Here is a 13290-nt window from a genome sequence, read left to right as displayed (position 1 = left end):
TAAACTCAAAAGATAGCAACTATCTTTTGTGCTTCACTTACTTCATCTTCTTCTATGACTTCTGTTCTGGGTAACAATGTTTTTTCACAAAAGTCCCGCATCCAAGAAGAAAATTCTTCTTTTAACACAGAATTATGGAGGCCATACTCAACAAAGGCTTTCATATATCCTAGCTTATTACCACAGTCATGTGATTTACCCACTAAGGTATATGCTTCAGCGACTTCTTTTTTCAATAATAAATCAATCGCATCTGTTAATTGAATTTCACCACCAACACCAGCAGGTAGACCATCTAATAATTCCCAGATAGCTTCAGAGAAAACATAACGTCCAACAACAGAAAGGTTAGAAGGTGCATCTTCAGGATTTGGTTTTTCCACAATACGACGAATAGGCGCCCAATTACCTTGAGGGCAGAAAACACCTTCACAATCTACAACACCATATTGTTGCACTTGGCTCATTGGCACAGGTTCAACCATAATTTGGCTACGTTCTGTTTTTTCAAAACGTTTTATCATTGCTGATAAATTATCATGTTGAGGATCACAATAATGTGAATTTAATAAAACATCAGGCAGTAAAACAATAAATGGATTATTGCCAATAACTGGGCGTGCACAACAAATTGCATGACCTAAACCTAAAGCATGGCCTTGGCGAATTTGGACAATCTTGACACTGTTAGGACAAATTGAACGCACTTCTTCTAATAATTTATTTTTAATACGCTGTTCCAGCATATTTTCTAATTCAAAACTGGTATCAAAGTGATCTGCAATTGAATTTTTAGAAGAGTGAGTAACTAAAATAATTTCCTCAACACCTGCCTGAGCACACTCTTCAACAATATATTGAATTAAAGGGCGATCAACAATAGGCAGCATTTCTTTAGGAATTGATTTCGTTGCAGGTAACATACGAGTACCTAATCCAGCAACAGGGATAACCGCTTTCATCATAATAAAATCCTCTAATAGATATTTATCTAAAACTAATATTTAGTATTATTTTAAATTTACTCTTATATTTCATCAGGAATGCTAGATATATTTAAAAAACAGTTACCCCCCTCTTCGTTAAAAAGAGATAACGTTATTTTTAATATATCTTTACTAAAAAAAACTTTCTATTTAAAACCTTTTATTTAAAATCCGGAATAAAACCCATATTTATTACCACCCATTTCTTTTATAGAATAAAGTGTTTCATCTGCAGATTTTAATAATTCAGATAATGTTTTTCCATCTTTAGGATATTCAGCAATACCTAAACTAATTGAAGGAGTTAACATAAAATCCGAATTAATATTGATGGGCTTTTCCATTGATTTCCAAAGTGATTCTATTATTTCTAGCAAAATCACAGAACAAGAACGTAATCCTTTAGGGAAAAGCACAGCAAACTCATCGCCACCAAGTCGCCCACAATAGACTTCATTATTTTCTAATTGTGACAACCGTTTAGATATTTCACACAATACCTTATCGCCTGCATGATGCCCGAATTGATCATTAATAGATTTGAATTTATCGCAATCTATAATACCAAGGCAAAATGAAGAAGGCTGTAAAACATTTAATCGTTCATTTTCAATTTTTTCGACAATACTTAGTCGATTAGATATTCCAGTTAATGAATCAATATAGCTTTTATTAAATAATTCATTTCTTAGCTCTACCTTATCAGTAATATCCAAGCTAATAAATACATAATGAGAAATTAAATTACTTTCATCAAATACAGGAATAATACTAATATCTTCCCATATATCTTGTTGAGTATCGTTATTTCTTTTGGCTTCTAATCGATATACTCCTTTATTATCATTATTACCATTTACACAACAATTGATTTGATTCTCGTCAATTAAGTTAAATAAGCTATATTTTTTACCTTTTATATTTTCAAAGTGAACATTATTGAATTCACAATATTTTTCATTTGCATAAATAATAATGCCATTAATATCTGTTACTAACATCATGAAAACATTATTAGTAAATTGCTTTATTAATAAGCATTTAGAATTATCATCATTAAATATCATTTCATTCATTTTTGACCTCCTATGCTCATCAATAAAGCATATATATTATTATTCGGCTGATGAGTTATGCGCATAGCGGAAAATAAAGACATCTTTTGCATCAGTAGGTTGGCGATGCACTTGCATTTTGGCATTACCACCTTGATTCGTTAACCAACCTTCATATACCCCTTCTAAAACACCCGCACTTGCAACACGCCACTGAGCATCATCTTGACTTTGCGTAAAATGAGGCCATGCACAATGAACCAGTAAAAGTTCGCTCATTGCAGGAGATATAGTGACAAACCCCCATTTAAATAGTGTTAATACGCGATTAATATGTGATTCAAGTAATTGAATATTTTCGCTTTCAGGTAAAGGATAACGTAAGGCAATATCTTTACCTATATTCCTTAATTTATTTCCAGCAGTAGAAATATCATTGTCATTTAAAATTTGAAAAAATAATAATTGAGTTAGATCTTGCCAGCCACTTTCAAAAGGTAATTGTAAGATATCACTGTCATGCTTATTCATTATTTGTCTCCTTAATTATTTAGACAGGAAGTCTGGGGTATATTTTAAGTGTAACCACATATTATCTTCAGCATAATCACCCGATGTATCATGCGATAAGCTGACACCTAACTCGGTTTCTTTGTTTAAATAATATTTCGCGTCTAAACCTAATCTATAAGTAATATTCGTTTCGTCTTGTTCTTCGTACTGAGATTTAATACGAGGATCGCTCGCATTCTGTTTATTTAATGCATTTTGCATATAACCATGCGTTGGGAAATAATCACTGCCTTTTTGTTTGTAACTTTGTATCCCTATAGCACCATTTAATGAGACTTCACCTTTTTCAAAACGACGGGTATAAGCAACAGGTAATGAAACAGACACATAATCTTGTGGACTAAAGTAACCACCGTGTCCTAATGAGAAGTAGTTTTGGTTATTTCTGAAGTTCATATAATCAACATGCACACCTGCTTTTACTTCTTGTTGATCATCTTTATAGAACTTAGCATAAGAGCCAATCCACGCTTTCACTTCATCATTACTCGCAACACTTTTACCTTCGTAGTTATAGAAACCACCACCAGCATAAGCCCCAATTTTTCCATCATCCCAAGCATATTGAACTTTAGCGCCGTTACGTGTTACACGGCCCCAACTTTCGCCTGTCATTGGATCAGTACGCCCCATATAAGAAAGTAGACTATCTTTTATGGCTCTGCGCTCTGCTGTCAGTGTTAATTGCCCATTTTGGCTAATTTGAGGTGAATATGTGATACCACCGACAACCGTTGCCGTATCTTTACCTAATGGTGTTGAGCCCACATCAAAACTGACATCCTTGTCCGATAAACGCAGTCCTAATTCAACACCAGAAGCACGTTGACTACCGGCTTCATCGGCATTAATTTTGTTTTTCTCATCATGGTTATCGCTATTTTTAGCAAAGCGTTCAGCATGTTGAAGCTGACCAGAACCAAAGCGGTTAGCTCTTTCGCCTGAAACCGAACCACTTGTCATCGAAACAGGGTTAACACTAAATTCCCAACGGAACTCTTCTCCAGGCACACTCGAAATACTGATTGGCGCTGAAATTTCAGTGATGTTAGATAACCCTTTATCACCATTACGATGACGAACAGAAACACCACCTTGTACCCAAGGTGAAACTTTTTCTTCAAGTTCACGAATAGAACGTTGAACCGATGCCATCTCTTTACGTTCATAGATAGAACCCGCAATAACAGGATTATCACTTCCTCCTAATGCGTTTAATTGACCCGCAGAGGTTTTTAATGTGCTATCACTGTTTTGCCATTGCGCACTACGCAGTAACGTTAATGCTTTGCGATTCTCACCATTTAATTGCGCAATTTGCGCAGCTTGTAATAAATAAGCGGGTTGTGAAGATGAAGGAATTTGCTGCAATAATTGTTGTGCTTTTCTTCCATCTTTTTGTGCTAATGCCACTTCGATTTGAGCTTGAATTAATTTGCTATCTTTTCCTTGCTCTTTTTCTAAATAAGAAAGAATTTTGTTTGATTGTTCAGGCATTGATTGCGCTAAATAAACACGACTTAATGCCATTAATAAATAGGGATCATTCGGTGATGTTTTTAAAGCAACCACTAACGTGTCGTAAGCTGCTTTAATTTCGCCTTTTTCACGTAGGCTATCTGCTTGCGCAACTTTAGTGGCAACTTCTAAACGTTTCTTCTCAACAATCGGTGTTTCTTGTTGTAAAGCAGGATCATTAATCAAGCTAGATGCCTGTGTATAATGACCTAACTCATTGAGAACGTTGATATGACCAGCGTAGTTACCTACTGAACCTTTAGTGCCTTTTGCAATATCACTTTCAACCAATTTCAACGCTTCATCATTTAATCCACTATTAACTAATTTTTCAGCCAATTCACCCACATCATTTGGATAATCAGCCACTTGATTAATTAATGGACGTAAAATATTACGCATTGCAACAAGGTTTCCTGCCTGACGATAATGGTCAGCTTGCGCAAGTTGACGATGAAAACGAGCACGCTGTAATAACTCTTTTTCAGCTTCAGTTTGTTGATTATGGCTACTTAGTAAGTTAAAAACTTTATCCCACTCTTTTTGCTCAACATAAAACAGCGATGCCACATAATCAGAATCTCTTGTTCTACGGTTTTGTAGCTGTGAGATAATATTTTTTGCGCCAGCACTGTCACCATCAGCGGCCATTAAGCGCGCTAAATCGAGGTAAACCCAGTTATTTTGCGGGTTTTTACGCTGAGCTTGTAAAAGCAATTGTCTTGCTTGAACACGATTACCATTTTCTAACGCTTTTTGCGCGTCACGGCGTAATTTCTCAGAAGGATCTGTATTTGCAGTAAGTTTTTGACGCAAAGAAGCTGATTGTTGAGCCAATAATTGTTCTGCTTTTGTATTCTGCCCTTCCTGAACTAATAAATAGTAATAAGCAGAAATCACTTTCTCATTATGGCTATTTTGCTGATAAAGCCCTGACAGCAATTGGTGAGCCGCGGGTAAATTACCTTGCTTACGTAATAAGTCAGCTTGTAATAAGTTGGCAGACAACCCTTTTTCACCTGAAGCACCCGTTAATGGGGCTAATTGATCGAGAGCTTGTTGAATATTCCCTTGTTTAGCGCGTTGTTGTGCACTGCGTAATTGCGCATAAAAACCCGCATCTTCCGCTTGTTGCTTCCATTTGCTGCCTTGTTCTCCACCTGATTGTGCAGCTTGGTTTAATAAACGCTGACCTGTGGTTAAATCACCTGAGCGTAATGCGATATAACCTAACCCCGCTAAGGCTTGCGCATCATTGTTATCTGCCGCTAAAGCTTGTTTGAAATAACCTTCGGCTTCTTTCAATTTACCTTTATTTAATGCGGTATAACCTGCTTGGCGAGCATTACCTTGAATAGCACCTTGGAAATGCTCTGCAACCGCTTTATCGTTCGGGTTTGCTTGCAAATAAGTCTTATATAACACTTCATCATCAGGACGAACATTCAGCCATAACAGTGCTTGACGCATACCTTTTTTGGCTGATTCATCACCCGAGATATTACCTAAAATAGTTATACCTTCACGGCGAGTCTCTTCGTTATAAGTTAGCGTTAATCCTAATGCTTTTTGCGTTTCTTTATTATCAGGCATTAATGCAGCACGTTGCTTTAATCCCGTAATAGCTTGAGGCAACATTGCGGGTACACCCGCCATGGTTTGATAATATTCTAACGCTAGTGTTTCAGGTGGCTCACTACTAACAAATAAACGTTGATACGCTTTTATTGCTTCTTCATGTTGCCCTTTTTTCGCTAACTCTCTGGCATATCCTAATTGTTGTTCACTAAATTGTGATGATCGGATATTTTTTAATCCTTCAATTCGTGGATCTTGCGGTGCAATTTGCGCAAGTTTTTCTCGCCAATATGTTGCTTGTTTTTCATTACCTTGTTGCGCAGTAAAGAATGCCATTAAATACAGCGCGTCCTGATTATTGCTTTCCATAATCAGTACTTTTTGCAGTGCTTCTACTGCACGTTCATCGTGTGCTCTACCGTGCCAATAATTAGCTTGCTCAATAAGAGAACTGACAATATTTGGATCAGTTGCTGTTGTATTTGCCTCAACTGCGGTTGCTTGTACTTGGCTTGATGCCCCTAGAATACAACCTGCATAGATGACTTTAACGATGATATTAAGTGCGTGATTTTTCATCTTATATCCCCCCTTATTTGTCTGAACGATGCTGTGATATCTGATGTAAACGACGAGTTGAACGACGTTGTAACCAGTAATAAGTCACGAAGCCCGTCAACGCACAAAAACCAACAGCTAAAAGACCCAGCAAATATACGTGTCTAGAGCTATACCAAAGGAATTGTTGTAAGAAAGGTAAGTCACCTTGCGAAAAGTGTTCACCTAAATGGAAACTTTTTACGGTGTCTTTACCACTAATAAGAGTGATGTCGCCTTTAATAGCCGCATTTATTTGGGCTAAATTTAAGTCATTGATAATGGTTTTTATCGAATCATTACCTTTAGCTGTAACCAATACGACAACTCTGTTGCTTGCCCAAGGTGAGATAAAACTCATCATGCCACGCCAATCTTTCAGTGAAGATAAGTAACTTGCAGCATCACCACTTTGAGATAAATAATCGCCAGCAATCCAACCTTTTGCCTTGTCAATCAATGATTGTGGTTTGATTTCGACGTTTTTATTTAAAAATGAGAACGTTTGTTGTGAAAAACGAGCAGGTAGAAATCCCTCACTATTTAATGAGCCAATCGCTAGCACATCGTGTTGAGAGAGATTATTTTTCTCGAGCTCTTTAGCACCTAAGAAAACCGAAGCATGAGAAACAGGTGTTCCTGTGGCATAACCTGATCTCGCCATTAAGTTCACTAAGGTATAAAGCTCTTCTATTGTTGGATTTTCAGGTAATAGCAGTGTGGTTTGTGAAAAATCCGCACGGCGACTAAATGGGAATGACGCTCCTGAAAAATAAGCCAAGTTCGGCATTCTTGAGTAGTGCCAAGTATTTTTAAATTGCAGTGTTGATTGCGGATCAATTTGGCTAATTAAGCTACTGCCATCCGTTAAAATACACGGTGAATCATCAGGCTCACGTAAATCAAAATAAAACTGTAATTGATTCTGACTATAAATTTGACGAGGATTTAAATAGAGCGTGCTATTTTGCTGTTCGCTCTCTATTCCCAGCCATTGTCTTAACATACCTAAAGGTTCTGAACGCGCCGGATACAATGCACCTAAGAATTGGTTATTCAAAGAGACAATTAATGAAGAACGACGACTATTTAGTTTATCCGAATGAGGAAAAACATATTTCAAATCTAACGGCAGTGCATCACCATCCCACCAAAAGAGATCGGGAGAGACACGAAACGAAAACTGATTTGGTGCATGGTTAATGCCTTGGCGTGAGAAATCATCACTACCATTGGCAATTTGACTTAACGAAACAGGTTTATTGGTATTTAACCAACGAGGTGCATCGTAATCCGCACTCATTGCAAGCGTTTGAGAAGGCACCACTAAGTGATCGTTTTGTGGCAATTTACCGTTGTTTAATGCCCATACAGCTTGGCGAAGAGATTTCTCATTATCACCGCTGATCAGTAATAATTTGAAAACAGGATCGACTGGGTTATCAACAATGGTTAATTGCCCACTATTTCCTGAAGGTAATGTAATACCCGCAATAGTCTGCCCTGAATAACCAACTAAAATACCATCACTTTCAGGTAACTGATTCATTAAAACCGGTAAATCAACTTGCTTAATATCATGGCTAAAACTGCCAAACCATGATGCAGCAATGGCTGCTGTTGTTACCTCTGCATGGTCAGGTTTATCTGACAATATGATAGGTAACGAGGTCGCTGTCATTCTGTCAGGATCAAAGAACGGTAGGGGCAATCGTTCCAGACTATACCCGCCATTAATCCAGCGACCTCGATAATCTAATGATGAATCTGGTGAAATAACCAAACTTAATCCTTCAGCCAGTGGAGGAATACATTGGCTTTCATCCAATGCATCACGATTGGCTAAACGAAAGCTGAGGTTATTCACATTCGTCAACATCATTTCAGGAATTTCTAAAACATATTCATGCTCTTGCCCACCTTCTTCTAAAGGTAGAAATCCCATAGGTTGACCATTTAGCATTAAGTGAAGTGTTTGATCAGATTGAATTAATCCTTGAGACGCTTTCACTTTCATCGTTAATGTGGCGTTATCAATAAATAAATCGTTCGCCATATTAAAAGTCACACCAGAAAGTAATTTTCTTCCTGATAGCACGATAGGCGATGGACTTCCCATTTGTGCCAAAGTTAATTGCTCTTCAATATTACGCGCTTCAGACAATACGCCATCTTCAAGTTGGATCGGGTTATTCGCATTTTGTTGCACTGGCGAATGTGTATAAGCAGTCGGATCAGGTAAAAGCTCCCCTCCTAGCTCTAACATTCCGGTATCTGCTTGAGAAAGATTAATACTTACGATCGCTATCGCCGTCAGGCTTAGCATTAATGTCAGTTTCTTTTTCATGCTTAGTCATCCCCGTTAATAGATTGCACAGAGAGTGAAGCTTTTGCTTTCGTTCTTATTGCTGGCGCTTTCACTTTTTGGCGACGACCAAAGAACAGTTCGAAAATACAACGTGTAATACCGGCCAATTCTTTAAATGGCTTGTCTTTATAATCTGCTTGATGGATCCATGCATCAGCACGACCAAAGACAATGCGCACCAATTTACGGCGAAGATTTAAATCAATAGGTAAGAATTCAAGACGTAGTTGATTGCTTTCTAAACTCACCATATCAACAGGAACGGTAACTTCATCTCGTTGTACATTCAGGGTGATTGAAGTGACATTACGTTGGCGAAGTTCAGACATTTTATTTACAGCAATGCGAACGCCACCCATTGAAATATCTTCTGTGGTAGTTGTTAATTCAGCGCCATCATCAAAATGTAACGTAATCGGTAAAGATGCATTGACTCGAGTATTTTTACGAATTTGTCGCGTCTCTTTACCTACTGCGATAGAGGCAAGAATGATAAATAAACTGTATGTCGCCCAAGCAAGGTTTAAAACAATAACCAGCGGGTCAATACCTTGAAAGTCATTTAATAGGTAACGGACAACAACCCATGAAATCCCGGTGATAAGAAGAAGTGCAGTGATAATTAATGGACGTACAGTGAGGTAATCCATATAGCTTTTATCAAGCAAATCACCTTTATCTGTTACGTTAAATTTACCTAATTTTGGTGAAACTAAGCTCAGTAAAGTAGGGAGTACCAAACTAAATGCCATGACGGTTTCATAAATTTCACCCCAAAAAGAGTAACGGTATTTACCGATATTTTTCGAGTTTACATAAACCGACATGATTAAGTGTGGTAATGCATAGGCAAATATCATGCTGGCGGATGAAGCGATAATATTAAGGTTAAATAACATAAACAGTAACGGCGCAGTCAAGAAGATGATACGAGGCAAACCGTACTGAAAGTGGAGCATGGCATTGAGATAACATAAACGCTGAGGGAATGTTAAACCACGACCCAACATTGGATTATCAACACGGAATATCTGTGTCATTCCTCTAGCCCAACGAATACGCTGGTTAACGTGTAATGCTAAACGTTCTGTTGCAAGACCTGCGGCTAAAGGAATATCAATAAATGCAGAGTTCCAACCTAAGCGTTGTAATTTAAGCGCAGTGTGTGCATCTTCGGTTACCGTTTCAACAGCAATACCACCAATTTCTTCAAGAGCACTACGACGCATAACAGCACATGAACCACAGAAGAATGTCGCATTCCAGTTATCATTACCACGTTGAACAGGGCCATAGAAAAGTGCGCCTTCATGCGGTGCATCTTTAGCCGCACTTAAATTTCGTTCAAATGGGTCAGGCGAGTAGAAATAGTGTGGTGTTTGGATCAACGCTAATTTTGGATCTTCAAGGAAGCTTCCTACTGTTGCTTGCAAGAAAATACGCGTGGAAATATGGTCACAGTCAAAAACGCAGATTAGCTCACCGTCTGTTAATCCCATCGCATGATTTAAGTTACCTGCTTTAGCGTGATCATGAACTTCACGTTCAATGTAAGTTACACCAACATCACCAGCGAATTGTTTAAATTCTTCACGACTACCATCATCCAATATATAAACTTTCATTTTATCTTGTGGATAATCGATAGCTTGTGCAGCAAGGACCGTATCGCGTACAACATCCAAGCTTTCGTTATATGTTGGAATATAAATATCAACAGTAGGCCATTGAGAAATATCTTTAGGTAAAGGTGCTATTTTTCTATTTAATGGCCATGACGTTTGGAAATAACCTAGGACTAATATTATCCAAGAATAAATTTCAGCCATAAATAAACCACTACCTAAAACAGCCTCGATAGTTGTATTAAAATTTAAGGTATTTGTTGCACGCCAGTAGAGATAACGCGTTGACATCAACAATGAAATAAAAACCATTGTTAATAATCGTTTTTTTGATTTTTTAAAACCGATAACAAATAACAGCAATATATTGATAAGACCGAATATATATTGTTGTTCGGCGCTCATTGGCATAACAATGAGTGAAAACATTGTTATCAATAAAAAAGCCGTAATTAATGTTTTAAATATTTTATTCATAAACCCATACCTTTGTCATCGCCATAGATCTTTTCTTAAGACAAAGGCACCCTATCGACATTAATAAATATCGAAAAGAAATAAACCTATCTTAAAAAATAAAATAACAATGGCTAAAGATTGACACCAGTCAATATTATTTATTTACACAAAGAGTTTTGCTTATTCAGCTTAGATAGAGGAAATAAATGACAATATATCTTTTAGTGATATATTTTCATGAGCATGAACTCTATCAGTTTCTTTGCTATCAAATATTTTATTATCTGCTAACAAATTTTGCTTACTCTTAATTAAATTGTCTTTCTTTGCTTTAACAACTAAAGCATCCTGGTGATAAGAAGGGATAGACGATGAAGTAACAGGCTGTTTTGGTTCGTTTTTCACTATAAGTGAAGTTTCAGAAAACGTATTATTACTTAAATTACTAATTTTATTATTATCTTCTTTATTTATAACTACTGGTTCTATTTTATTATCAACATCTTGTATTGTAGAGGAAGAAAACTCTTGAAAAGCAAAGGCATCTTCCTGAAACTTATCTTTTAGGTTACTAATATCATCATACATAGTGTGGCCCCTTTAATAACAGTACTCTAAACCTTGTTCAATAATTTGATGCTCATCCAAAATAAGGAGGAGAGAACCTTATAGATAATTTTCACAATAAGTTAAAAATATATCTTTATAAATTCATATTTAAACTCTCATTAAATCATCAATTAATGAACATCAACTATGTAGGGTAAAATAATCTTATAAATACTAATTTATTTAATTACAAATAAACATCATCCAATTAGGAGTAATGATTATTTAAATTAAATTGTATAATTATTTTAATGAAAAAGACAACATCAAAAAAAGTGTAAAAAGTAAAACGCCACTCATTTTCACTTTATAAAAATGGGTACTTTTACTTAATTCCATATTTATTATTACTATCAAAAATAGCGTCTTTTTTACCTAAAAAAACAGGTTTAAAAACCAGATAATAACTAGAGTTAATTAATAACAATTTGTATAAATTTTATAAATATAAAATTCTAAAATAATTATTTATTGATATTATTTCTTCTAAAAAGCAAAGAGCCCATCAAGATCAATTTTAATAAACCCTCTTTTTTCTATTCCAAAAAAGACTAAAAAAATAATAACTAAAAATGGAAAGGATTATTTATTCATATTGATCATCATCAAAATAGGTTCCTTTTTTACACCTAAAAAGTGTGTTTATTGCTTTTTATCATATTACGATCGTTCTATTTTATTAATAAAAAAATAAAACACATCAGTATTGGTTAAGTTTTAGAAAAAAACATTAAAATAAAAGACAAAAGTAGATAATCAATCTATGATTAGTTTTATTATTTACTTATAGTAAATACCGCTAAGAATAACCTGTGTTCCAGAATAATTAACTTAAGTAATATTTTATCTATAAAATGATATTGTTAATTTAGCTTAACAAATACACAAGCGTGATTTAGTTCAAATAATAAATGTAACAATGAAAACAAGTATCTCAATTAAGCTAAGTTATTAAATTAATTACGTAATAGCTATTTTATTAGTTATAAATACCAATAATTAGTATAAATACCAATAAATGTGCTTTTTTATATTAAAAATACTTAATTAACTACACCTTTATACTAAGTAAGTAGTATCGTTTTAAGATTATCTTTTTGTGTGATTATATAAATAAAGAAACTCTTTAGTTCGATTTTTTTAAGAGTAATCCTAGTAATCTAAGCTCTATTTTTTTTATCATTCAGTAAAAACAAATCTAATTAAGATTAATTTAATAAGAATAATTTGAAAATAGCGGAATCGCTTCACCTATAAGCAGAATAGCAAAAAGGCTCTCTATCCTTCTTTACTTCTATGCTATCTTTATTAAGTGAATTAGGAGTATTCAACATAACGGAAAAAAAGATGGATTTAGAACAATTAAAAAAAGAATTTCGTGCAGGAAAGAAAATAAAGTACATCTACTTTTGGGGACACAAAAGTAAAGGTAATGACATCGCAAAAAGTTGTTTTAGCCAATGGTATCCAGCACCTTTTATATTAGATGATGTGCGTTATGCCAGCGCTGAGCACTATATGATGGCTGAAAAAGCAAAGCTATTTAATGATATAGAAGTCAGAAAGCGCATTATTACTGCATCTAACCCAGGCTCTGCAAAAGCATTAGGCAGAGAAGTCAAAGGATTTGACCAAGGTATTTGGGAACAACACCGTATGGATATTGTTATTCGTGCCAATATCGCTAAGTTTTCCCAAAATGAAGAACTCGGTAAATTTCTGATTTCAACAGGCAATCGTGTGCTTGTTGAGGCAAGCCCCGTTGATAAAATATGGGGAGTCGGTTTAAGTGAGCAAGACAATGAGATTAACAATCCTCTTCTTTGGAATGGATTAAATTTATTAGGCTTTGCTCTAATGAAAGTACGTAGTGTTTTGATTGAAAGTAGTAATCAATAGATAAAGAAAACTCAACTGTCACC

At 35.5% G+C, this 13290-nt stretch carries 8 protein-coding genes; 1 reads left to right on the top strand and 7 read right to left on the bottom strand.

Features of this window, described 5'->3' with window-relative positions; all coding sequences use genetic code 11:
* Nucleotides 1-5: 5 nt before the first annotated feature.
* The 7 genes from galU to JEP36_RS08760 form a co-directional block, all read right to left on the bottom strand.
* The gene (gene galU / locus JEP36_RS08790) at nt 6-965 is read right to left on the bottom strand and encodes a UTP--glucose-1-phosphate uridylyltransferase GalU (RefSeq protein ID WP_232805436.1); all 960 of its coding nucleotides are present in this window, start codon (nt 963-965) and stop codon (nt 6-8) included.
* Nucleotides 966-1150: 185 nt separating this feature from the next.
* Nucleotides 1151-2062, bottom strand: coding sequence for a sensor domain-containing diguanylate cyclase (locus JEP36_RS08785; RefSeq protein WP_196533622.1), 912 nt, complete (start codon nt 2060-2062; stop codon nt 1151-1153).
* Nucleotides 2063-2101: 39 nt separating this feature from the next.
* Entirely contained in the window at nt 2102-2572 is a 471-nt protein-coding gene (bcsD, locus tag JEP36_RS08780; RefSeq protein WP_198630092.1) for a cellulose biosynthesis protein BcsD, read from the bottom strand.
* A gap of 15 nt (nt 2573-2587) precedes the next feature.
* Entirely contained in the window at nt 2588-6289 is a 3702-nt protein-coding gene (locus JEP36_RS08775; RefSeq protein WP_198630091.1) for a cellulose biosynthesis protein BcsC, read from the bottom strand.
* Between the two features lie 13 nt (nt 6290-6302).
* Nucleotides 6303-8654 carry a cellulose biosynthesis cyclic di-GMP-binding regulatory protein BcsB gene (bcsB, locus tag JEP36_RS08770; RefSeq protein WP_198630090.1) on the bottom strand — a complete coding sequence of 784 codons (2352 nt, stop codon included), beginning with the start codon at nt 8652-8654 and terminating at the stop codon, nt 6303-6305.
* Between the two features lie 2 nt (nt 8655-8656).
* Complete coding sequence (gene bcsA, locus JEP36_RS08765; protein WP_198630089.1) at nt 8657-10777, bottom strand: UDP-forming cellulose synthase catalytic subunit; 2121 nt, start codon at nt 10775-10777, stop codon at nt 8657-8659.
* Nucleotides 10778-10948: 171 nt separating this feature from the next.
* Nucleotides 10949-11347 (bottom strand): hypothetical protein, encoded by a 399-nt coding sequence (locus tag JEP36_RS08760; RefSeq protein WP_198630088.1) that lies wholly within the window; start codon nt 11345-11347, stop codon nt 10949-10951.
* A gap of 1368 nt (nt 11348-12715) precedes the next feature.
* Here JEP36_RS08760 and JEP36_RS08755 point away from each other — a divergent pair.
* Nucleotides 12716-13267, top strand: coding sequence for an NADAR family protein (locus JEP36_RS08755; RefSeq protein ID WP_100157808.1), 552 nt, complete (start codon nt 12716-12718; stop codon nt 13265-13267).
* Nucleotides 13268-13290: the final 23 nt, after the last annotated feature.

This window comes from Proteus sp. PR00208 (assembly GCF_016238545.1).
Taxonomy (GTDB): Bacteria; Pseudomonadota; Gammaproteobacteria; order Enterobacterales; family Enterobacteriaceae; genus Proteus.
Note: the sequence above shows the minus strand (reverse complement) of the source record. Positions and strands in the feature narration are given on the sequence as shown.